Source organism: Cupriavidus sp. UME77 (genome assembly GCF_014170355.1).
Classification (GTDB): domain Bacteria; phylum Pseudomonadota; class Gammaproteobacteria; order Burkholderiales; family Burkholderiaceae; genus Cupriavidus; species Cupriavidus basilensis.
Genome location: NZ_LZZU01000043.1, coordinates 138,828 through 161,430, shown reverse-complemented (window position 1 = coordinate 161,430; position 22,603 = coordinate 138,828). Strand labels below are relative to the sequence as shown.

Sequence of the window (22,603 nt, the reverse complement as noted above, 5' to 3'; positions counted from 1 at the left end):
ACATGGTTGAACTCGAGATCGACGGCAAGAAGGTTGAGGTTGCTGAAGGCAGCCTGGTGATGGAAGCCGCCCGCCAGTTGGGCACCTACATCCCGCACTTCTGCTACCACCGTAAATTGTCCATCGCGGCGAACTGCCGCATGTGCCTGGTTGAGGTTGAGAAAGCGCCCAAGGCGCTGCCCGCCTGCGCCACGCCGGTCACCCCTGGCATGAAGGTCTTCACCAATTCGGAGAAGGCAGTCAAGGCCCAGAAGTCGGTGATGGAATTCCTGCTGATCAACCACCCGCTGGATTGCCCGATCTGCGATCAGGGCGGCGAGTGCCAGTTGCAGGATCTGGCGGTGGGCTACGGTGCATCGGAGTCGCGCTACAAGGAAGAAAAGCGCGTTGTATTCCACAAGAACGTGGGCCCGCTGATCTCCATGGAAGAGATGAGCCGCTGCATCCACTGCACCCGCTGCGTGCGCTTTGGCCAGGAAGTGGCCGGCGTGATGGAGCTGGGCATGCTGGGCCGTGGCGAGCACTCCGAGATCACGACCTTCGTCGGCCAGACCGTGGATTCGGAACTGTCCGGCAACATGATCGACCTCTGCCCGGTCGGCGCGCTGACCAGCAAGCCGTTCCGCTACTCGGCACGTACCTGGGAACTGGCACGCCGCAAGTCGGTGTCGCCGCACGATGGCCTGGGCGCGAACCTGGTGGTGCAGACCAAGAACCAGCGCGTGATGCGCGTGCTGCCGCTGGACAACGAAGCCGTCAACGAATGCTGGCTGTCCGACAAGGACCGCTTCTCGTACGAAGGCCTGAACAGCCCCGACCGTCTCACCAAGCCGCTCGTCAAGCAAGGCGGCGAATGGATGGAAACCGACTGGCAGACCGCGCTGGAATACGTGGCCAATGGCCTCGCGAGCATCAAGCGCGACCATGGCGCCGACCAGATCGCCGCGCTGGCCAGCCCGCACAGCACGCTGGAAGAACTCCACCTGCTGGGCAAGCTGGTGCGTGGCCTGGGCAGCGACAACGTCGACTTCCGCCAGCGCCAGACCGATTTCTCGGCTGCCATCAAGGGCGCGCCGTGGCTCGGCCTGCCGATCGCCGACGTCTCCACGCTGCAACGCGTGCTGGTGATCGGTTCCGCCCTGCGCAAGGATCATCCTTTGCTGGCCGCGCGTCTGCGCCAGGCTGGCAAGAAGGGCGCCCGCGTGGCCGTGCTCGGCGCCAGCGCCGAGGACCTGCTGATGCCGCTGGCCGCACGCATTGACGTGGCGCCGTCCGGCTGGACCGCAGCCCTGGCCGGCGTGGCCCGTGCCGTTGCCGCCGCCAAGGGCGTGGCCGCTCCGGCGGGCACCGATGGCTTCGATGGCGACGACAAGGCCAAGCTGGTGGCCGATGCGCTGCTGTCGGGCGAGCGCCGCGCGGTGTTCCTCGGCAACGAGGCCGTGCGTCATCCGCAATTCGCCGCGCTGCATGCGCTGGCACAGTGGATCGCCACGGAAACCGGTGCCACGCTGGGCTTCCTGACCGAAGCCGCAAACACCGTCGGTGGCTATATCGCCGGCGCGCTGCCGCAGAACGGCGGCGCCAATGCGCAGGCCATGTTCGACACGCCGCGCCGTGCCTACGTGCTGTTGAACACGGAGCCCGAGTTCGATGCCGCCAACCCGACGCAGGCACTGGCCGCGCTGGCTCAGGCCGGCACCGTGGTGGTGCTGTCCGCGTTCCGCTCGGACGCGGCGCTGCAATATGCTGACGTGATCCTGCCGGTGACCCCGTTCACCGAAACCGCGGGCACGTTCGTGAACTGCGAAGGCCTGCCGCAAAGCTTCAACGGCGTCGTCCGTGCGCTGGGCGATGCGCGTCCGGGCTGGAAGGTGCTGCGCGTGCTGGGCAACCTGCTGGACGTGCCTGGCTTCGACTTCGAGACCGCCGAAAGCGTGCGCGATGAAGTGCTGGCCAAGCCGGTCGCACCGCAACTGAACAACGGCACCGACGCGGCCATCCGCGTCACTGCCCAGGTGGCAGGCGGGATCGAACGCATCGCCGATGTGCCGATCTACCACGCCGACCCGATCGTGCGCCGTGCCGATTCGCTGCAACTGTCCGCAGCCGCGCGCCGCGCCATGCAAGCCGGCCTGTCGGCCGACCTGTTCGCCTCGCTGGGCGTGCAGGCTGGCGACCCGGTGCGTGTGACGCAAGGGCAGGGCAGCGTGGTGCTGCCGGCCGCCCTCGAAGCCGCGTTGCCTGCCGGCACCGTGCGCGTGTCCGCCGGCACCGTTGCCGCGACCACGCTGGGTGCACCGTTTGGCACCGTCACCGTAGAGAAAGCCATCGACCTGGCCGCCACCGCGAAGGGCGCGGCCGAGCCGGCGGCCACGGCATAAGAAGAGCGAGAAAGAAACATGATCGATTGGATTACCTCGCAAGGACAGAATCTCTTCGGTGGCGCCTGGACGCCGCTGTGGATCCTGATTCGCGCCGTGGTCATAGTGGTGCCGCTGCTGTTGTGCGTGGCCTACCTGATCCTGTGGGAGCGCAAGCTGATTGGCTGGATGCACGTGCGTATCGGCCCGAACCGGGTCGGGCCGCTGGGCCTGCTGCAGCCGATCGCCGACGTGCTCAAGCTGCTGCTCAAGGAAGTGATGATGCCCACGCAGGTCAGCCGGGGCATGTACCTGGTTGCCCCGCTGATGGTGCTGATGCCCGCCGTGGCGATCTGGGCGGTGATTCCGTTCCAGGCCGAAGTGGTGATGGCCAACGTCAACGCCGGCCTGCTGTACGTGATGGCGATCAGCTCGGTTGGCGTCTACGGCGTGATCCTGGCCGGCTGGGCCTCCAACTCCAAGTACGCCTTCATCGGCGCCATGCGCGCCGCGGCGCAGATGGTCTCGTATGAAATTGCCATGGGCTTTGCCCTGGTGACGGTGTTGATGGTGTCGGGCAGCCTGAACCTGTCGGCCATCGTCAACTCGCAGAACACCGGCTATTTCGCCAACATGGGGATCAACGTACTGTCGTGGAACTGGCTGCCGCTGCTGCCCATGTTCGGCGTGTACTTCATCTCCGGCGTGGCCGAAACCAACCGCCACCCGTTCGACGTGGTGGAAGGCGAATCGGAAATCGTTGCCGGCCACATGATCGAGTACTCGGGCATGGGTTTCGCGCTGTTCTTCCTGGCTGAGTACATCAACATGATCGTCATCTCGACGATGACCGCGTTGATGTTCCTGGGAGGCTGGGCGCCGCCGTTCGAGAGCTTCATCACCAATGCGGTCCCGGGCTTCTTCTGGCTGGTGATCAAGGTATTTTTGCTGCTGTCGGTGTTTATCTGGATTCGTGCTTCGTTCCCGCGCTACCGCTATGACCAGATCATGCGCCTGGGCTGGAAGATCTTCATCCCGCTGACGGTGGGCTGGCTGGTCATCGTCGCGATCTGGATCCGGTCGCCCTGGAATATCTGGCATTGAACGGCCAAAGCAGGGGCGCAGCCAAGACAGGCGGCGCCCTGCGGAATCATTAGGAAGCAATCGTCATGCTGCTCGCCATCAAGGACTTCTTCAACAGCCTGCTCCTGAAGGAACTCTTCAAGGGCATGGCTCTGACCGGGCGCTATCTCTTCGCCCGCAAGATCACGGTCCAGTTCCCCGAAGAGAAAACGCCGATGTCGCCGCGTTTTCGCGGCCTGCACGCGCTGCGCCGCTACCCCAACGGGGAAGAGCGCTGCATCGCCTGCAAGCTGTGTGAAGCGGTTTGCCCGGCTGTGGCCATCTCCATCGAGTCCGATGCCCGCGCCGATGGCACCCGCCGCACCACGCGCTATGACATCGACCTGACAAAGTGCATTTTTTGCGGCTTCTGCGAAGAAGCCTGCCCGGTCGACGCCATCGTCGAGACGCATATTCTTGAATACCACGGCGAGAAGCGCGGCGACCTGTACTTCACCAAGGACATGCTGCTGGCAGTGGGCGACCGCTACGAGCCGCAGATCGCCGCGGCCAAGGCTGCGGACGCCAAGTACCGCTGATAAGCGCATTACAGGGCATGCCCGCCGAACCTGGCGGGCGTTGCCAATGCATTGTGAATCGGGCCCCGTGTGGGGCTAACGAAAAGGATGCCGCAAGGGCAGGCCACCGGGGGTGGCTTGTGCCGGAAGGCTCGACGAGGACCATGGAACTCACGACCACCATCTTCTATGTCTTTGCGCTGGTGCTGGTGCTCTCCGCACTGAAAGTCATCACCGCGAAGAACCCGGTGCACTCCGCACTGTTCCTCGTGCTGTCGTTTTTTACGGCGGCCGCGATCTGGATGCTGCTGAAGGCCGAATTCCTCGCCATCCTGCTGGTGCTGGTGTACGTGGGCGCCGTGATGGTGCTGTTCCTGTTCGTGGTGATGATGATCGATATCGACATCGAGCACCTGCGACGGGACTTCTGGACCTACGTGCCGCTGGCCTCGGTGGTCGGCGCGCTGATCATCGGCGAGATGGCCACCGTGCTGGTGCGTAACTTCATCGGCACCACGGTGCCGCTGAACAACGTGGCGCAGGGCCCGGACTACTCCAACACGGCCGCGCTCGGCAAGCTGATCTACACCGACTACATCTACGCGTTTGAAGTGGCGGGCATCATCCTGCTGGTGGCGATCATCGCCGCCGTCGCGCTGACGCTGCGCCGCCGCAAGGACAACAAGTCGCAAGACGTGGGCGAGCAGTTGCGTACCCGCCGCCAGGACCGCGTGCGCCTGGTCTCGATGCCCAGCGAAGCCCGTGCCGGCACCCAAGCCAGCCCGGATGCCGCGGCTGCCGCCAACAAGAACTAAAGCCCGGAGAAACGCTGTGCTCTCTCTCGCCCATTTCCTCGTGCTCGGTGCGATCCTGTTCGCCATCAGCATCGTTGGTATTTTCCTGAACCGCAAGAACGTGATCGTGCTGCTGATGGCGATCGAGCTGATGCTGCTTGCGGTCAATATGAACTTCGTCGCCTTCTCGCACTATCTGGGCGACCTGGCAGGACAGGTTTTCGTTTTCTTTATCCTCACGGTGGCTGCGGCCGAATCGGCAATCGGCCTTGCAATCCTGGTCGTGCTGTTCCGCAACCTGGACACGATCAACGTGGACGACATGGACACCCTCAAGGGCTGATCCGCGCCGCTACGTTATGAATCAAGACCGTTCTCCGACCGCACACCACTAAGCGTCCTATGGCAACCACGCTCGACCCCAACCTGCTACTGGCGATTCCGCTCGCACCGCTCGCCGGTGCAGCCATCGCCGGCCTGTTCGGCACCAAGTTCTTCAGCACGTTCTCCTCGGAGACACGCGCCGGCCGCACGCTGGCCCACACCGTGACGATTCTCGGCGTGGCGATTTCCTGCCTGCTGTCGATCATCGTGCTGATGGACGTCATGAACGGCGCGAGTTTCAACGCCACGGTGTACGAGTGGATGAAGATCGGCGACCTGAAGATGGAAGTGGGCTTCCTGGTCGACTCACTGACCGCCATGATGATGGTGGTGGTGACCTTCGTCTCGCTGATGGTGCACATCTACACCGTCGGCTACATGAGCGAAGACCCCGGCTACAACCGTTTCTTCGCCTACATCTCGCTGTTCACCTTCTCGATGCTGATGCTGGTGATGAGCAACAACTTCCTGCAGCTGTTCTTCGGCTGGGAAGCTGTGGGCTTGGTGTCGTACCTGCTGATCGGCTTCTGGTACACCCGCCCGACCGCCATCTTCGCCAACCTGAAGGCGTTCCTGGTCAACCGTGTGGGTGACTTCGGCTTCATCCTCGGCATCGGCCTGCTGCTGGCCTACAGCGGCAGCATGAACTACACCGAAGTCTTCGCCGCGCGCGACCAGCTTGCCACGGTGATCTTCCCGGGCACCGACTGGTTGATGATCACGGTCGCCTGCATCTGCCTGTTCATCGGCGCCATGGGCAAGTCGGCGCAGTTCCCGCTGCACGTGTGGCTGCCCGACTCGATGGAAGGCCCGACCCCGATCTCCGCGCTGATCCACGCCGCCACCATGGTGACGGCCGGCATCTTCATGGTCGCGCGCATGTCGCCGTTGTTCGAGCTGTCGGACACCGCGCTGTCGTTCGTGCTGGTGATCGGCGCCATTACCGCGCTGTTCATGGGCTTCCTGGGCATCATCCAGAACGACATCAAGCGCGTGGTGGCTTACTCCACGCTGTCGCAGCTGGGCTACATGACCGTCGCCCTGGGCGCCTCGGCATACTCGGTGGCCGTGTTCCACCTGATGACCCACGCATTCTTCAAGGCACTGCTGTTCCTTGCCGCGGGTTCGGTCATCATCGGCATGCACCACGATCAGGACATCCGCAACATGGGTGGCCTGCGCAAGTACATGCCGATTACCTGGATCACCTCGCTGGTGGGCTCGCTGGCCCTGATCGGCACGCCGTTCTTTGCTGGCTTCTACTCCAAGGACTCGATTATCGAGGCCGTGGCCGAGTCGCATATCCCGGGTTCGGGCTTCGCTTACTTCGCGGTGCTGGCCGGCGTGTTCGTCACGGCGTTCTACTCGTTCCGCATGTACTTCCTGGTGTTCCACGGCGAAGAGCGTTTCGGCAAGGAAGACCACCACGCACACCACGCGGGCAACCATGACGATGAGGAGGCAACGGCCGACCATCATCACGGCCTGGCTCCGGGCGAGAAGCCGCACGAGTCGCCGTGGGTCGTCACGCTGCCGCTGGTGCTGCTGGCCATCCCGTCGGTGGTGATCGGCGCGATCGCGATCGGCCCGATGCTGTTCGGCGACTTCTTCAAGAATGGCGTGGCCTTCAAGAACGTGATCTACGTGGGCGAGAACCACCACGCGATGGCGGAGCTGACCGAAGCCTTCCACGGCTGGGTGGCGATGGGCCTGCATTCGCTGACCACGCCGGTGTTGTGGCTGGCCATCTCGGGTGTGGTGCTGTCCTGGTTCTTCTACATGAAGCGCCCGGATATCCCTGCCGCGATCAAGCAACGCTGCTCGGGCCTGTACACGCTGCTCGACAACAAGTACTACATGGACGCCATCAACGAGGCAGTGTTTGCCCGCGGTGCACGTCTGCTTGGCACCGGCCTGTGGAAGGGCGGCGACCAGGGGCTGATCGATGGCCTGGTGGTCAACGGTGCCGCACGTGTGGTCGGCTGGTTCGCTTCGGTGAGCCGCTACCTGCAGTCCGGCTATATCTACCATTACGCATTCGCCATGATCCTGGGCATGCTGGTACTGCTGACGATGACGGTGTTCGGCACCTCGTTCGCCACAGTGGGCACCAAGTAAGGAAAACAAGAAAATGGTTCTGTCTTTCGCTATCTGGCTGCCGATCTTTTTTGGCCTGCTGATACTAGCCTCGGGTTCCGACCGCAGTCGCTGCTATGTGCGCTGGATGTCGCTGTTCGGCTCCATCGCCAGCTTCATCGTCACGCTGCCTCTGGTGTTTCACTTCGACCGCTCCACGGCGGCCATGCAGTTCGTCGAGAAGTCGAGCTGGATCGAGCGCTTCAACATCAACTACCACCTGGGTGTCGACGGCATCTCGATGTGGTTCGTGGTGCTGACTGCCTTCATCACGGTGATCGTGGTGATCGCCGCCTGGGAGGTGATCACCGAGCGCGTGGCCGAGTACATGGCTGCGTTCCTGATCCTGTCGGGCGTGATGGTCGGCGTGTTCTGCGCGCTCGACGGCATGCTGTTCTACGTGTTCTTCGAAGCCACGCTGATCCCGATGTACATCATCATCGGTGTGTGGGGCGGCCCGAACCGTGTCTACGCGGCCTTCAAGTTCTTCCTGTACACGCTGCTCGGCTCGCTGCTGACGCTGGTTGCGCTGCTGTACCTGTACAGCAAGACCGGTACTTTCGAGATCCTCGAATGGCACCAGGCCAAGCTGTCGATGAACGAGCAGATCGCGCTGTTCATTGCCTTCTTCATGGCCTTCGCCGTGAAGGTGCCGATGTGGCCCGTCCACACCTGGCTGCCTGACGCCCACGTGGAGGCGCCGACCGGCGGCTCGGTGGTGCTGGCTGCCATCATGCTGAAGCTGGGCGCCTACGGTTTCCTGCGTTTCTCGCTGCCGATCGCACCCGACGCCAGCCATAGCCTGTCCGGCTTCATCATCGCGATCTCGCTGATCGCCGTCATCTACATCGGTCTGGTCGCGCTGGTGCAGGCCGACATGAAGAAGCTGGTGGCGTACTCGTCGATCGCCCACATGGGCTTCGTCACGCTGGGCTTCTTCATCTTCAATGAGATCGGCATCGAGGGTGGCATCATCCAGATGATCTCCCACGGCTTTATCTCGGGCGCCATGTTCCTTTGCATCGGCGTGCTGTATGACCGGGTGCACTCGCGCCAGATCGCCGATTACGGCGGTGTGGTGAACACCATGCCGAAGTTCGCGGCGCTGTCGGTGTTCTTCGCCATGGCCAACTGCGGCCTGCCGGCCACCTCGGGTTTCGTCGGTGAGTTCATGGTCATCCTGGGCGCGGTCAAGTTCAATTTCTGGATCGGCCTGCTGGCAGCCACGGCACTGATCCTGGGCGCCGCCTATTCGCTGTGGATGGTCAAGCGCGTGATCTTTGGCGACGTGGTGCACAAGCACGTGGCCGAGCTGGTCGACCTGAACAAGCGCGAGTTCTTCATGCTCGGCCTGCTGGCGATCATGACCCTGTATATGGGCCTGTATCCGAAACCCTTCACCGATGTGATGCACGCTTCCGTGGTGAACCTGCTGTCGCACGTGGCGCAGTCGAAGCTGTAATCGGGGAGAGAAACAAACATGCAACCGTCCTCGACATTGGCACCTGTGGCGCCAATCATTTTCCTGGCGATCGCGATCGCCGCGGTCAACTGGATCGACCTTGCCCGTGGCAAGAACCGCACCAGCGTGGCCTATCCGCTGTCGCTGCTGATCACGCTGGTGCTGACCGTGTGGTTCGGCATCAACGGCGTCGCCGGCGAGACCCATTACGCCTTCGCCAACCTGGTGGTGGTGGACCCGATGGCCAACTTGCTGTCGGCTTTCGCTTCCGCAGCGCTGTTCGTCACGCTGGTCTACACCCGTAGCTACCTGGCGGACCGCGATATGTTCAGCGGCGAGTTCTACATGCTCGCGCTGTTCACGCTCGGCGGCCAGATCGTGATGATCACCGGCAACAACTTCCTGACCCTGTACCTGGGCCTGGAACTGCTGTCGCTGGCATCCTACGCGCTGGTGGCCCTGCGCCGCGACAACCGCGTGACCTCCGAATCCGCCATCAAGTACTTCGTGCTGGGCGCACTGGCCTCGGGCTTCCTGCTGTATGGCATGTCCATGCTGTACGGCGCCACCGGCTCGCTGAACCTCGCGGAAGTGTTCCGAGTGGTGGAATCGGGCCGCGTCAACACCACCATGCTGGCCTTCGGCGTGGTCTTCATCGTGGCCGGCATTGCGTTCAAGATGGGCGCAGCACCGTTCCACATGTGGATCCCGGACATCTACCAAGGCTCGCCGACGGCGGTGACGCTGCTGATCGCTGGCGCGCCCAAGCTGGCTGCGTTCGCCATGGCGCTGCGCCTGCTGGTGGAAGGCCTGCTGCCGCTGGCGGTGGACTGGCAAGTCATGCTGATGGTGCTGGCCGTGGCGTCTCTCGCCATCGGCAACCTGACCGCTATCGTGCAGACCAACCTGAAGCGGATGCTGGCTTACTCCACCATCTCGCACATGGGCTTCCTGCTGCTGGGCCTGCTGTCCGGCGTGGCCGACGGCAAAGCCGACGGCGCCGCCAGCGCCTACGGTTCGTCGATGTTCTATGCCGTGACCTACGTGCTGACCACGCTGGGCACCTTCGGTATCGTGCTGCTGCGCGCCGGCAAGGATTTCGAAGCCGAGACCCTGGACGACCTCAAGGGCCTGTCGCGCAAGAACCCCTGGTACGCGCTGCTGATGCTGGTGATGATGTTCTCGCTGGCCGGCATCCCGCCGACCATGGGCTTCTACGCCAAGCTGGCGGTGCTCGAAGCCGTGGTCAAGAGCGGCATGACCTGGCTGGCCGTGGTGGCTGTGCTGTTCTCGCTGATCGGCGCGTTCTACTACCTGCGCATCGTCAAGCTGATGTACTTCGATGCACCGGCCGACGAGCGCAAGCTGGAGTCCAGCTTTGGCCTGCGTTCGATGCTGACGCTGAACGGCGCGGTCATCATCGCCCTGGGCCTGTTCCCCGCGGCGCTGATGAACCTGTGCTACCAGGCGATCCGCGCCACGCTGGCGTCCTGATGCACCCCGGCGGCGTAGCGATATGAGTTCATCCGCGGCGGGCTGGTTTGTCATCTTGTTGGCATTGGTCTGTGCCAACCTGCCGTTCATCAACCAGCGGCTGTTTGCGCTGATTCCGCTGCGTTTCGCTAGGAAGCCGCTGTGGATGAGGCTGGCTGAGTTGATCACCTGGTATGTGGCGGCAGGCCTGGCCGGCTTCGCCGTGGAGGCGGGGCTGGGCAACGCCTTCCCGCAGGGCTGGCAGTTCTACGCCATTACCGCCTGCATGATGCTGGTGTTCGCCTTCCCGGGCTTCACCTGGCAGTACCTCGTCAAACATCGCGCGGCTTGACAGCCGGGTAGCGAAGGCGCCCGGGCCGGCCGCGTCCGGACCCGGAGCTTTCATGAGCGACAAGATTGACACGCTGGACGCTAGCGAGATCGCCGCTGGCGGCGATCAAGGCCTGAAGGAAGTGTGCGTGGCGTCCGCCACGCTGCACACAGGCAAATTCCTCACTCTCAAGCAAGATATCGTCAAGCTGCCCGACGGCAAGCATGCCGGGCGGGAATACGTGCTGCATCCCGGCGCGGTGATGATGATCCCGCTGTTCGACGATGGCACCGTGCTGCTGGAGCGGCAGTACCGCTATCCGGTTGGCGAAGTGATGCTGGAGTTTCCTGCCGGCAAGCTGGATCCCCAGGAAGGCGCGCAACGCTGCGGCGAGCGCGAGCTGCGGGAGGAAACCGGCTACAGCGCGCGGCGTTGGGATTACCTCACGCGCATCCATCCCGTCATTTCGTATTCCACCGAGTTTATCGATATCTTCCTGGCACGGGACCTGACCGCCGGGCCGGCACAGCTCGATGAGGGCGAGTTCCTCGAGACGTTTATCGTGCCGGCGGGGCAGGTGATTGATTGGGTGCGCTCGGGGCGGATTACCGATGTGAAGACGATCATTGGGGCGTTTTGGCTGGAGAAGGTGGTGTCGGGGGTGTGGGAGGGGGGACATCATGTACGAAATCAACGTTCAGTTTGAGGATGAGAGCCAGGGGATAGTCGTTTCGTACTTTCTCGGTCCGCAGGATCCTCAATTGATACCCAACGTTGGCACGGTGAAATCCGATGACCCGAGATGGAAGGCGTTCTATGACGGGATTTCGGGCTTCATCAGGCAATCGCTGCCGTCGCCGGCGTAGAGGGATGAGTCGGTTGCTGCGCGCCGTCTTCCAGAAATAGCCGGTCAAGGCGGCAAGTGCGCTATCCTTCCGCCATTAAATCAGACGTCCGGGGGACGGCGCGTGGCATTGCAGGGTGAAAACAGGGGTGGCGGGCCGATCCTCTGGGTCGACAACATCAAGTTGCTGGCGATGTTGGGGGTGATCTCCTTCCATTTCTGGCTGTTCTTCAACAAGCGGACTACGGATCCGCTGCATTTCCTATCCAGCATCAAGGCCTTCCTGTCCATCCCATTTGAGTTGGGCTGGCAGGGGAATCAGTTATTTTTCGCGGCAAGCGGCTTGGGGCTTGCTCTGTCGTGCATGAGGAAGCGTCCGAGTTGGACGCAGTTCATAGTGGCCAGGGCATGGCGGATTTACCTACCATACTGGGTCACCATTAGCGCAATCCTCATCTATCAAGTCGCTATGCACTGGGCAGGAAGCTGGGATGTGCCCTATGTGTTGCCGAAGAGCGCCCAGGAGTGGGTCGCCAACGTGTTTTTGCTGAACATCGGCGGAACCACCTACCTTTCCACGCATCATTGGTTCCTGTTTAGCCTGGTGGTTTTGTACGTGGCGTTCCCGTTGTTCTTCGCTCTATGCAGGAAGCTTGGCGTGTTTGCGCTTGTCGTCACAACGTGCATACAGGCGGCTGTGCTCAAGTTCCCTCCGGACCTTGGTGTACTCACGCCGTTCACGTATATCTCCTTTGTGATGGGGTCTTTTTGCGTCGGTATCCTTTTCGGCATTGCTTTGCACGAGGATCGCCAGAAGCTTGAAAGTCGGCTGAGGAAGAGTTGGCCGATTGGTTTGGTCCTTTGGCTCGCGGCTACGTTGATGAGCCTGTACAACATCGGCGCCGCAGCGGTCGACCCGCTGATCGCCATCAGCGGTTTCATCTGTGTCTACCAGATAGCCCGGCTACCGTGGTCATTTCCTTGGCTGAACAAGCTCAGCTTTGAGATCTACCTGGTGCACATGCCGTTCGTCGGTTTCTACCGTCATTTCTTCGGATTCGTCGAGCAGCCGTTGTGGGCGATCTATGCCTTCTACCTTGTTTCCACGGTGGCTATGGCCGCGCTCGTCCACATGCTGGTCGTCCTAGTGGGGGCCGGGCTGCGCCGTTTGCGAAGTAGCGACAAGGGGCTTCAGCCAGCCTCCTAATACTGAGACTCTGAACTATCACCACGCCGCCCTCGGGCGGCTTTTTTGCGCCCGCTTCCTTCGGGCTTTTTCTTTTCCGGGGTCACAAATGTCCGAACCAATCAGCGGCAGCGCCGCAGCCGGCGCGGCGGGCGCTGCTGCCTTCAAAGCCTTCGGCGGCCCGGCGGCGGTTGCCGCTGGCGCATCCGGCCTGGCCGCCCTCGTAGTGATGATGATGATGACTCCACGAAGCCCAAGAGAGTGGGCGGTAGGGCTGATCTCTACCGTCGTTTCCAGTGTGGCCGGCGGCGCGGCCGTCGTGCAGAAGTTCGGGCTGCAGGCCTGGACGCACGACTACATCGGCCTGGTGGCGCTGTTCGGTGTGGTCTTTGCCTGCGGCCTGCCGGGATGGGCGATCGTGCGCTGGCTGTTCAATTTCATCGAGCGCCGGCGCGACAAGGACCTGGCCGAGGTGGCGGGGGAAGTGCGCGACGCGGTGACGGGGGGAAATCATGGCTGATGCACTGGTCACCGCCGCGCAGTTGCGCGCCATCATGCCGCTGGCCGGCGCGCGCGCCGACGCGTTCGCTGCGCCGCTGGCCGTCGCGATGCTGCAGTTCGAGGTCAACACGCCCACGCGCGCGGCCGCGTTCCTGGCCCAGGTCGCGCACGAGTCAGGGCAGTTGCGCCTGCTGCGCGAGATCTGGGGCCCGACGCCGACCCAGCGCCGTTACGAGGGCAGGGCGGACTTGGGCAATACCGAGCCCGGCGACGGCAAGCGGTTCATGGGGCGGGGGCTGATCCAGGTCACCGGCCGCAAGAACTATCTGCTGTGCGGTTTCGTGCTGCACCTGGACCTGCTGACGCAGCCCGAGCTGCTCGAGCTGCCCGTGCATGCGGCAGCGTCTGCCGGCTGGTACTGGCACACCCACAACCTGAACCGCTTTGCCGATGCCGGCGATTTCGTCGGCCTGACGCGGGCCATCAATGGCGGGATCAATGGTATCGCCGAGCGGCGCGCCTTCTGGGCGAAGGCCAAGGCCGTGCTGGGCACCTAGTCTCCCCGTCGCGGTTTTTCCCCAGACACCCATTTTTTTTCTCATTCCAGCCGCCTTCGGGCGGTTTTTTGTATTCTGAGGCCCCTATGGCTGTCACCGATACCCACGAAGAAGAAAGAGACCCTGGCCGTCGACGTGCTGCTGCCCGGGCACGAGGCGCGCACTACCACGCCGCTGTTCCTGCACTCCAAGAAGGCGCTGATCGAGCGCGAGGGCGGGCGCTGCTTCATCTGCGGCGAGACGGCGGAAGAGAGCGGCCATCCGCTCGAAGCCCACCACCATCCCATCGAGCGCTCGCTGGCCAACATGATCGACTGGGCCAGCGTGGCCGAATTCGCGCGCGCCGGCGCGCTGGGCCCGCATGCCGCCGCGTTCGATTGGGACCACTTCGACCCGGCCGACCCCTACACCTTCGTGGACGACATGACGGTCAACGGGCTGCTGCTCTGCAAGGCCCACCACACCGGCAAGGACGAGGGCATCCACGACATGCCATTCCCGCTCTGGATCGCCCAGAAGTACGCTCGGGAAGGGTATCAATTCACGCCCACGGAGGTGATTCACCATGCTGATTCTTGATGCGATCGGGGCGGCCATCAAAGCCGTCTTCGCCACGCCTGAACGGATCTTCTTTGCTGCGGTGCTGGTGGTGCTGGCGCTGGCCGGCGGCTCGGTCTGGGTCTATCGCGGGGAGCGGGATTCGGCGCGCGCTGAGCTGGTGCAGGCCCGGGCCGACCTGGTCAAGGCCAAGGGCGACAACCAGGCACTGGCCGGATCTCTGACCACCCAGAACGCCGCGGTGGTCGCACTCGAGGCGCAGGCTAAGATTCGCGCCTATGCCGCGGCGAAGGCCGACGCCGACGCGCAGGCGGCCCAGTCCAAGTACACGCTGCTGGCCAGCAAGATCCAGGCGCAGGTGCCAAGCTCGGACCAATGCGCATCGCTGCACGGTTTGCGGCAGACCTTTGTGAAGGAGCGCCCATGATCCGCGCGCTGATGTTGTGCCTGGTGCTGGCCGGCTGCGCCGCCGCGCCGCAAGTGATCGAGAAACCGGTGGAGGTGAGGGTGCCGGTGGCCGTGCCGTGCAAGACCGCTGAGATCTCCGAGCCGGACTGGCCGTTGGCGAAGGTGCCGGCGGCCGCCAGCGACTTCGAGTTCTTCCAGGCCGCGCTGGCTGAGCTGCTGCTGCGCGCCGGGTATGAGCTCCGGTTGAAGGCGGCGGTGGCCGCATGCCAATAAAAAAGCACCGCCCACATACGGGGCGGTGGCGAGGGTCACCAAGGGGCCAGGTAGGAGCCTCGCCCTGAGTCGAAATCCTAGCGCCTTGCCTGTAAAAAATTCCTTAAATTTATCCCGCCAGGAAGAGACAGTGCGCGTTGGGTATGAGGTCAGGCTGAACGCGGCTGCGGCGGCTTGCCATTAGGACTCGCAGCTCCGCGTCTCCAATCCACAAGGTGAAAACTGTACAAATGGATTAGCCTCGGTTGGCAACGCAGATTTTGCGATGCGAGTTGCTTGTGATGTTGGATATGTGCCGGTGGGACCTTCAATTTTTTCAGAGCAACCACAGAGGGAATAAAAATGAAAAGAATAAAAGAATTTCTGTCGTGTCTTTTTGCGGTGTTTGCCTTGATCTCTGCCGCGTATGCGCAGGGCGCGGCAGGGAAACTAAATCCATCTTATCCATATCAAAGAACGTTTGCAGGTGCTAAGGTTATCGGAGTCTATAATGGGGTCGTATATGGGCTTCAGTTTGGGCAGAGCGGTACGGTGCCGGGGTACGATAATTTTTTGTATAGTAACGACCAGGGAAATACTTGGGTTAATACTGGGGTTTCGTCTAGTCAGGCGTTGGGTAACGCTGGGAGCGTTATCCAGATGGTGTTTCAGTGCAATATGCAGTTCATAATAACAAATAATGGGAAGATATATAGAAACCAGCTGAATGCTTGGTCGAGTTGGGCTGACGTTTCCGTTCCAAATGTTCCCGCAAATACCACTGGTCGCCCCGATAGTTTGGCTTCAAATGGGCTGTATCTTTATTATGGAAACTACAACGGAGATACAAATAATCCTGGGGTCGGTGCGCATGTCTATTCTTCTCCAAACTGCGGAACCTCATGGTCGGAGGTCTTGGCAACGAATGGTCGCCATGTACACGCCATTGGTGCTGATCCCTCAAATATTAGCTCGATTTGGGTAAGCATAGGCGATGGTGGCTATGCAGATGCAGGACTCTGGCATTCTTCTAGTTCGGGAAGCGGGGGGTCGTTTGTACGTGTATCAGGCAATCGATATGGTATTGACCTTGCATTCCCGCCTCAGGTTAATGGCTTGCCAGGATGGGTGCTTCTCGAAGGCGATGGATCGAATCCGAGTGGATTATTTGCGCCGCCCGTTGTAATGGCATTCGATAAGGCCAATCTAAGTGGTTCACCCGGAATACTTAATTCCACTACAGAGGGATTGATTTGGCCGAACTCCAGAAAAACTGCTCCTACTATACCTGGGTGTACCCAGGCTTCTTACTGGGGAGGGAGCGGTGCCGGTATTAGTGTGACATCCGAGGGAAATCTGTTTTGGATAAACAGTAATGAAGGTGATCCTTGCATCAGAACCGGCGTTTGGTTGGCGCAAGGGCCGGATTTTACTTCATGGGTGCTTTTGGAAGAGCTCACTGGGCAGATTACGGGATGGGAGTATTACAAGACTTTCGAGATTGGGCCGTATCTTTTTAATAATATATACAGAATTAAAAAGCCACGATTCGTAGGGCAGTAAAATTGACCCGGCGGCCGGACTCGCCAACAAGGCGTTGGCCGCGCCGCCGTAGTTTTCACGCAAAGGATTGTCGCTGTATCGTTTGGAGCCCATTTTCGAGCGGCTCAAGGGCACACCACCAGTGCCTAAGAGCAGATATGGCACTCGTCGGCGCCGTGGAGTATCCGCGGCGTCGACTTCTTAATGATGAACTGAGGAAGCGCTCAAGCGGCGCGGCACTTGCCCGCTTGACTTTCACCCAGTCCCGGGACCGCACGCCGGCCTGATAGGCGCCGCCACAGCTCCCGGCGCTGCCGGCGGGGCTGGTGAAGCGCGAGCCGAACTTGCTCCAGAGGCTGCAGCAGCTCTCGACGCCATCGCCCGCGATGGCGACCGCGGGATCCGCGACGCCAATGCCTGCATCGACGCTTGCAACGCCGTCCGCGACACGCTGAACCAGGCGCAGCAGTAAAGACAGGGCGACCGCTACCGGTGTTAGTACTGGCGGCGGTCGCCGACTCCGCACGACCGTGGGATGTGTTAGCGTAGGTGATTCCAGATGGTAGGCATGCTGGTGCTTGGTATAGCTGCTACCTCGTAGTTTGTGATGCCAGCGTGCGACGCAGCATTCGTGACGTCAACCTTGGTGGTATCGAGAGCGCCGGCTTCCGTTACTCCTTCTTTAAATTTTGCATACCAAGTGGTAGTCAGCGTCAGTTTGGTCCATTGCTCTTGCTTCAGAGCCTCGTTGAACTTGTCTCGCGCCTCTTCGGTGACGCCGCGGTTAAGGTCAACAGTGAGCATTACAAATACAGCCATTTGGTGCACTCCTTAGGTTTGTGAGTAATCCTCTTTGCTCCAGAGGATTGGTGAGGACGCTGGCCGACACGCTCGCTATCGGAGCGTTTGACGATGTAACCTGATGGGCCCCAAGAGGAGAAGCCCCTCGCAGGAGGGGCTTCTGGAGCTTTGACAGGCACGTGGAACTTGAAGAGTGATAGCGGGGGCAATCTGTCGTTGCTATTGATTGTGCTGCGTTGCGGCAATGGTGGTGCCCTGGCGATGAAGGGAGGCATCGCAGAGCAGGGGAGGCGGCCATGCAGGTTACCTCTGGGTGGCTTGCTGTGGCATCCTTCGGGGATAACGAGGGGTCACATGAACAAGCTTCTATTGCTCGGCGTCGCGGCGGCTGCCGCCTGGTTCTATTTCAAGCAATCGCCCAAGGCTGAGCAAGCTGCTCGACCTGCAGAGCCCATGATTGAAGCGACCGCTCCTCCTGCAGCTTCGCCAGTCTTTCAATGCCAGGGGAAGCAGCACTGCAGCCAAATGACTTCATGCGACGAAGCTCGTTTTTACCTGCGCAATTGCCCTGGCGTGAAGATTGACGGCGACCACGATGGCATCCCGTGCGAAGTGCCACCATTGCAGTGTTCGTAGATGGCGCTAGCCGAGCTGGCGCTGCGCGCCGGGTATGAGGTCCGGCCGAGGGCGGTGGTGGGGGCGTGTCAGTGAGCGCGCAGTCGAGTAGGGCAAGCGGCTGGCGGATCTGGAGAACGAGGTGCGGGCTCGGTGGCGCTGATGGCAGTAGGTTAGATGGTTTCCCCGGTGGAAGTCGACATTACCAAGGTGGGAATATTAAGGAACTCCTGTCGCCAGTCGTCGCGGTATTTTCGAGCGAAGGCGCCAAGCTCGGCAGCTCGATAAAATCTTATGGTCGTTTCGAATGATTGAAACGCTACTAGGAAGGCGGATCGCAGGACAGCATGGACGTCGCCAACGTCGCGAATCGGGAGCATGTGTAAAGTCGCACCAGAAAATCTGATGTGATCGCGATATGACTGCGAGTGGGTGATTGCGGACCCTCGCGAATAGAACATCGAGTATTCCGACACTCGTTGAACTTGCACCGCAATGTCTCTGATTGTTTTAACACCTGCAAGCTCATACCAGTGCGGGTCATACTTTCGCTTCTTGCGACCCGCGTCGAAAAGATCGTTATATGGCGAAAGGCTGGGCTGCGCCAGCACCCTATCGATGTCCGCGATCTGAGTTGCTGCGCCGGATTGTTGCTCGGCGGAAAGCGTGGTCAGGGACGTCGCTAGCTCTGGCAGCAGGCTTGAAAGATCCCCGGATGAAGGCGGTATGGTGGCTCGTACCGCCCATCGCCGTGCTTCCCGGAGATCAGCTACATAGTAAAGTGCCGCCTTCTTTTCCGAATCTGAAGCCAAAATCCACTGCAGATACAAGGAGGCCTCAAAGCCCGCTCGCACCGTAAGTTGTGCCGGCTTTGATGAGCCTGAGGTCAGTAGGACGTGGGTTGCGTCGAGCATAGCCACAACCTGCTTTAGTAGTACCGAGCATGTGACAGCGGCAGCCATGTCTTTGGAACTGCTCGAATAAGCCCGTATGACGAGATTTGATCCATAGTTCGACATGTCTTCCAGTACGCTCAGGTGCTTCGCAAAATGCGTACGCACTGCGTCACCGGAGTGCTGCCGGTCAAGGAGTTTGGCGTGGGGAGTTTCGATTGGCATCAGGCTTTCACAAGGGGTTTCAGTGCCGGCGCGCGCGGCGCCGGCGCAGCGTCCATCAACTCGCCGGGTAAGGCCTCATGAAGGTGCGCGCCCGTCCGGGATCCCGGCAGATCGGATAGGCGGCCTCTCCCGCGCTACGCTGGCACCTAATGCGTAAGCGCTAGTAGCTTCGGTACGTGTTCTAGCACATAGCCCGCAAACTTGGATGTAGTGTCTGCTGCCTTCACAACCTCGGTCACCGTCGAAGCAAGCTTTCCGATCTTTGCGACCAAAGATTTTTGTTCACTACTGGTCTTTGTCATTGCCTCGTCAAGTTGCTTTTCGCGTAGGATGGCATTGCCGCCAAGGCCTTCTACTGCATCAGCAACAGGTGCGAGACCGGTCACCGGATAGAGTTCCAGCGCTTGTTCCATCGCCTCAAGGTGTTTCATGAGGAAGTCTCTCAGGACCGTGGGCAGGTCCGCTTTTGCAACTTGAGTTCGAAGATCGACAACCGTTTGGAGTAGGTCCGCAATCTCTGCCGCGGCAATAAGTTCTTCCTCGTCATCCAGGATGTGTGCTAGAAAACGGAGGCAGACGATATCGTGCTGCCCGACACCCAGGGTCCAGATGTTCCGCAGCTTCGCAGGAGATATGGCCTCCGTCAGCACGTGCAGCGTCGATTCGTGTAGATGCTGAGGAACCCCCATATTATCGAGGGCTGTAGCGGTCAGTTCGATTTCCTTGTGAAGCGCATCGAGGTGCATCGCGACTTTTCGTTCTTTCCGGCGCTCTTCAGCCTCCGTAATCTGAAATATCTGGCACCAAGCTGTGGTACCGGTGCCGTTTGAGTTCGGTACTTGGTTAGCACTGGTGAAGATTCGAAGCAGTCTTGCCGCACTATTCTCTTTTTCTTTACTTCCTGACATTGAGCTGCCTTTTGTTCGAATTGACCTGGCCGAAAGCCGATAGCGTATCGTTCTAGCTTGCAATCCCACTCCCTTCGGAAGTGGGGGGCGGAACTATCTCGTTATCCTCGTGAGGTGCTTCACAGTTTTTCCTCAAAGCGCATTTTTGTTGCAGATGCGCGCGGTGCCGGCGCGGCGTCCATTAATTCGGGCGGGTAGGGCCGCATGAAGCTGCGGGCCCGCTCTGGATCCCGGCAAGTCAGCCAGTCATCCCACTCCGCCCGCGGCACGATGACGATCATCCGTTTTTCCTTGCCCGGGGCGTGGAACCGGTTCATCAGCGGGTGCTTGTCCGAGTTGATGGTCAGCATGGTGAACGAGAACGCGCCATCCGGCCAATCCCGCCACAGGCCCGCGATGGCGAACTCGGGCTCGTCCTTCAGCCAGATCCGCCAGCGCACCGACTTCGCTTGCCCCTCCGCATAGAACGGCTCGTAGAAGCTGCTGGCCGGCACCAGACAGAGCTGGCCCTTCTTCCAGGGGCCGGAAAATGACCGCTTCTCACCAACCGTTTCCGATCTGGCGTTCGTCGTGTCGAACTTGGCCACGCCCGGCGGGATGCGCGCCTTGGGTACCATGCCGAACGTGCCCACCAGCGCCTGGCGGGTTCCGTCGGCACCGGACACAATGATCGGCGCGGCATAGTCCGGCCAAGTCTCAGGCGGGTAGTCGAGCGGCGGCGGCTCGACGCCAAAGACATCGCGCAGCAGCTGGCGCTGCACCGGGGCGTAGTTAGTGCACATCCTCATCTCCTGGCAAGGGCGTGAGCGGCAACACCCGCCGCGCCTTCTCCGAGACGCGCCGGTGCTTGTCCACGTCGCCGAGGTGAAGATCTTGTCGATGCCGCTCGCGGACAGGTGGGTAAGAAAAAGAGGCTTGTCGTTCATCTTGTCCGACCATGGGCAGAAACATGTCCAGACGCGGGCATCCTGCTCGGGAAGGTCAGTGCGCAGCACGAAGCGTTTGAACCAGCCCCTCAGAAATTCATGATGCGCGTTGCCGTCCAGCGTGTGGACTGGCTGGCCGTGAGGGTCCAGGACGTACAGCTGCATGCTGAATGGATCGCCAAAGGCATCCGGCGTGCCGCCGCGAACGGCGTGGCGTAGCGCGCGTACCCAATTCTCTGGGGTGTTGGGTGGCATGGCGAGGCGGCTGCTGCTAGTCAGCGGCGCGGGAACCGCGCGCGCAGCGGCGTCTTCACCGCCGGCCGAGCAACCTTGATCCGGTGGTGCTGGCCGTCCTGCTCGAAAGACAGGTAGTCGGCCGTCCACACCATCTTCTCGATGTGGCGTGTCTCGATGCCGTGCACGGTGACGGCGCTGGCGGAAACCGTGACGCCTTCGCAGTCGAGGCGCAGCTCGGCCGTGTCGCCGGGCAGGAACTGGGTTTCCAGGAAGATCGATGCCGCCTGGTAGGTCACAGGGAACATGCCGTCTCCTGCCGGGTGGCGTAGTGGCGTTCGCCGCGGGTGCGCAGGGCCCGGGAAGTCGACGCGATCCGCCAGGCAGAAGCTGATGCGCGCACCGTCGTGTTCGAACGCCAGGCGGTCAATGGTCCACGGCAGCGCCTGGATGGCCGCCGCATCGACGCCCACCAGGTGCAGGGTGGCGCCGGCGGCTTGTGCGGCAGCCTCGACCTCTGGGTTCCAGGTATCCGCCGTCAGCAACGGGTCATCTACTGTCAGGGCCGCGCAGCGAATCGCAAGACGCGCCACTGCGGGCGCTTGGCTATACAGGTAGACGGTATCGGGGGTGCAGGTAAACATGTCTCTCTCACTGGATACTGTATGGATGTCCAGTATAGGAGTCGTCCTAAGCCAAGCGCCGATAGTTGAGTTAACTGTACGGATATACAGTATCGCCAGCGTCCAAGCGACGCGGGGCGCATGAGTCACGGCACCCGAAGGGGCTATACTGGCGACTCTCACGGGTTCGATACCGCCTTCGGTTGCCAGTTCGAGTCCCGATAGGTTGGAAGTGCGCCCGGCCCCAGAACGGCCCCGAAAGCAATCTAAGTGATTGATTTCATAGTAGAATGGGGTCCCCTCCCTCGCACCAAAGTCCTCTTTCCGTACTACCCAAATCCACACCAAATCATGCCGCAAACCTAAGCCCCACAAGGGTTTCTAGGGTTTTGCGCGTCTCGGCATCCGCTTTTCCTTGCCCCGGGGCATGGAAGCGGCTCATCAGTGGATGCTTGTCCGAGTTGATCGTCAGCATGGCGCGGCTGAACACCTCGCCGCCGGCCTCTCCCTGCCAAGCACGCCACAGGCCTGCGATAGCAAACTTGTCCTCGTCCTTCAGCCAGATCTTCCAGCGCACCGACTTTGGCCCGCTCTCGTAGTTGGGTTCGTAGAAACTGGTGGTGGGCACCAGGAAGAACTGGCCCGACTTCCAGGGGCCTGAGAACGACCGCTTCTCGCCAACCGTCTCAGATCGCGCGTTGGTGGTGTCGAGCTTGGCCACGGCGGGTGGATGCGTGACAACTGCCGCCGTATGCTCGTTGCAGCTGGTTGGGGTGTGCCTGGTCACAGGCAAGAGTGGATGGTGTAAGTGAATGCCAAAGGCAATCAGCGCCAACGCTGGCCAGCATCGTGCGTCACACCAGCGCTGGGGCACGCCGTATCGGATGCGGGCATAAAAAGAAGACCGGCCGAGACGGGAGATCTTTGCCGGTCTTGCGCAGAAGCAGGAG

General features: G+C 61.2%; 24 protein-coding genes. 18 read left to right on the top strand and 6 right to left on the bottom strand.

All coding sequences use genetic code 11. The annotated features are described in order from the left end of the window. The first annotated feature begins 2 nt into the window (after positions 1 to 2). The 17 genes from nuoG (at position 3) to A9975_RS15840 (ending at position 16,449) form a co-directional block, all read left to right on the top strand. On the top strand, positions 3 to 2,381 hold the full coding sequence (gene nuoG / locus A9975_RS15920) for an NADH-quinone oxidoreductase subunit NuoG (protein WP_183033670.1): 2,379 nt from the start codon (positions 3 to 5) through the stop codon (positions 2,379 to 2,381). A gap of 18 nt (positions 2,382 to 2,399) precedes the next feature. Continuing rightward, positions 2,400 to 3,464 carry an NADH-quinone oxidoreductase subunit NuoH gene (gene nuoH, locus A9975_RS15915; RefSeq protein WP_043344744.1) on the top strand — a complete coding sequence of 355 codons (1,065 nt, stop codon included), beginning with the start codon at positions 2,400 to 2,402 and terminating at the stop codon, positions 3,462 to 3,464. Positions 3,465 to 3,529: 65 nt separating this feature from the next. Continuing rightward, a complete protein-coding gene (gene nuoI, locus A9975_RS15910; RefSeq protein WP_006156830.1) occupies positions 3,530 to 4,021 on the top strand; it encodes an NADH-quinone oxidoreductase subunit NuoI in 492 nt (163 codons plus the stop codon). A gap of 143 nt (positions 4,022 to 4,164) precedes the next feature. Further along, entirely contained in the window at positions 4,165 to 4,815 is a 651-nt protein-coding gene (locus A9975_RS15905; protein ID WP_150983751.1) for an NADH-quinone oxidoreductase subunit J, read from the top strand. Positions 4,816 to 4,831: 16 nt separating this feature from the next. Next, positions 4,832 to 5,137 carry an NADH-quinone oxidoreductase subunit NuoK gene (nuoK, locus tag A9975_RS15900; RefSeq protein ID WP_006156828.1) on the top strand — a complete coding sequence of 102 codons (306 nt, stop codon included), beginning with the start codon at positions 4,832 to 4,834 and terminating at the stop codon, positions 5,135 to 5,137. Between the two features lie 59 nt (positions 5,138 to 5,196). Beyond that, complete coding sequence (gene nuoL / locus A9975_RS15895) at positions 5,197 to 7,296, top strand: NADH-quinone oxidoreductase subunit L (protein ID WP_183033668.1); 2,100 nt, start codon at positions 5,197 to 5,199, stop codon at positions 7,294 to 7,296. Positions 7,297 to 7,309: 13 nt separating this feature from the next. Then, positions 7,310 to 8,776, top strand: coding sequence for an NADH-quinone oxidoreductase subunit M (locus A9975_RS15890; RefSeq protein WP_183033666.1), 1,467 nt, complete (start codon positions 7,310 to 7,312; stop codon positions 8,774 to 8,776). Positions 8,777 to 8,794: 18 nt separating this feature from the next. Beyond that, entirely contained in the window at positions 8,795 to 10,270 is a 1,476-nt protein-coding gene (nuoN, locus tag A9975_RS15885; RefSeq protein ID WP_183033664.1) for an NADH-quinone oxidoreductase subunit NuoN, read from the top strand. A 22-nt stretch (positions 10,271 to 10,292) separates the two neighbouring features. Further along, positions 10,293 to 10,601: a DUF2818 family protein gene (locus tag A9975_RS15880; RefSeq protein WP_174426490.1), complete on the top strand. Its 309-nt coding sequence runs from the start codon at positions 10,293 to 10,295 to the stop codon at positions 10,599 to 10,601. A gap of 52 nt (positions 10,602 to 10,653) precedes the next feature. Further along, positions 10,654 to 11,286, top strand: coding sequence for an NUDIX domain-containing protein (locus tag A9975_RS15875; RefSeq protein WP_183033662.1), 633 nt, complete (start codon positions 10,654 to 10,656; stop codon positions 11,284 to 11,286). A 262-nt stretch (positions 11,287 to 11,548) separates the two neighbouring features. After that, a complete protein-coding gene (locus A9975_RS15870; protein ID WP_183033661.1) occupies positions 11,549 to 12,631 on the top strand; it encodes an acyltransferase in 1,083 nt (360 codons plus the stop codon). An 88-nt stretch (positions 12,632 to 12,719) separates the two neighbouring features. Continuing rightward, a complete protein-coding gene (locus tag A9975_RS15865) occupies positions 12,720 to 13,130 on the top strand; it encodes a hypothetical protein (RefSeq protein WP_220810781.1) in 411 nt (136 codons plus the stop codon). Continuing rightward, positions 13,123 to 13,668, top strand: coding sequence for a glycoside hydrolase family 19 protein (locus A9975_RS15860; RefSeq protein WP_183033659.1), 546 nt, complete (start codon positions 13,123 to 13,125; stop codon positions 13,666 to 13,668). Before A9975_RS15865 ends, A9975_RS15860 begins: the two co-directional genes overlap by 8 nt. 135 nt (positions 13,669 to 13,803) lie before the next feature. Then, positions 13,804 to 14,247 carry a hypothetical protein gene (locus tag A9975_RS15855; RefSeq protein WP_370564739.1) on the top strand — a complete coding sequence of 148 codons (444 nt, stop codon included), beginning with the start codon at positions 13,804 to 13,806 and terminating at the stop codon, positions 14,245 to 14,247. Next, positions 14,234 to 14,653, top strand: coding sequence for a hypothetical protein (locus A9975_RS15850; protein ID WP_183033657.1), 420 nt, complete (start codon positions 14,234 to 14,236; stop codon positions 14,651 to 14,653). The genes A9975_RS15855 and A9975_RS15850 overlap by 14 nt, the downstream gene beginning before the upstream one ends. Beyond that, entirely contained in the window at positions 14,650 to 14,907 is a 258-nt protein-coding gene (locus A9975_RS15845) for a hypothetical protein (protein WP_183033655.1), read from the top strand. The genes A9975_RS15850 and A9975_RS15845 overlap by 4 nt, the downstream gene beginning before the upstream one ends. Positions 14,908 to 15,249: 342 nt before the next feature. Further along, the gene (locus A9975_RS15840; protein ID WP_183033654.1) at positions 15,250 to 16,449 is read left to right on the top strand and encodes a hypothetical protein; all 1,200 of its coding nucleotides are present in this window, start codon (positions 15,250 to 15,252) and stop codon (positions 16,447 to 16,449) included. 519 nt (positions 16,450 to 16,968) lie between these two features. Here the strand turns inward: A9975_RS15840 and A9975_RS15835 are convergent. Further along, a complete protein-coding gene (locus A9975_RS15835) occupies positions 16,969 to 17,247 on the bottom strand; it encodes a hypothetical protein (protein WP_183033652.1) in 279 nt (92 codons plus the stop codon). Positions 17,248 to 17,583: 336 nt separating this feature from the next. Between A9975_RS15835 and A9975_RS15830 the strand changes: the two genes are divergently transcribed. Then, on the top strand, positions 17,584 to 17,865 hold the full coding sequence (locus A9975_RS15830; RefSeq protein WP_183033650.1) for an excalibur calcium-binding domain-containing protein: 282 nt from the start codon (positions 17,584 to 17,586) through the stop codon (positions 17,863 to 17,865). A 152-nt stretch (positions 17,866 to 18,017) separates the two neighbouring features. Here the strand turns inward: A9975_RS15830 and A9975_RS15825 are convergent, their stop codons facing one another. The 5 genes from A9975_RS15825 to A9975_RS15800 all read right to left on the bottom strand — a co-directional run bounded on the left by A9975_RS15825 (position 18,018) and on the right by A9975_RS15800 (position 22,374). Continuing rightward, entirely contained in the window at positions 18,018 to 18,962 is a 945-nt protein-coding gene (locus A9975_RS15825; RefSeq protein ID WP_183033648.1) for a DUF5677 domain-containing protein, read from the bottom strand. A 146-nt stretch (positions 18,963 to 19,108) separates the two neighbouring features. After that, the gene (locus A9975_RS15820; protein WP_183033646.1) at positions 19,109 to 19,870 is read right to left on the bottom strand and encodes a hypothetical protein; all 762 of its coding nucleotides are present in this window, start codon (positions 19,868 to 19,870) and stop codon (positions 19,109 to 19,111) included. A 119-nt stretch (positions 19,871 to 19,989) separates the two neighbouring features. Next, positions 19,990 to 20,652, bottom strand: a complete 663-nt coding sequence (locus A9975_RS15815; protein ID WP_183033859.1) for an SOS response-associated peptidase — start codon at positions 20,650 to 20,652, stop codon at positions 19,990 to 19,992. 419 nt (positions 20,653 to 21,071) lie between these two features. Continuing rightward, positions 21,072 to 21,674 carry a hypothetical protein gene (locus tag A9975_RS38115; protein ID WP_255503252.1) on the bottom strand — a complete coding sequence of 201 codons (603 nt, stop codon included), beginning with the start codon at positions 21,672 to 21,674 and terminating at the stop codon, positions 21,072 to 21,074. Between the two features lie 328 nt (positions 21,675 to 22,002). After that, a complete protein-coding gene (locus tag A9975_RS15800) occupies positions 22,003 to 22,374 on the bottom strand; it encodes an SOS response-associated peptidase family protein (RefSeq protein ID WP_370564735.1) in 372 nt (123 codons plus the stop codon). Positions 22,375 to 22,603: the final 229 nt, after the last annotated feature.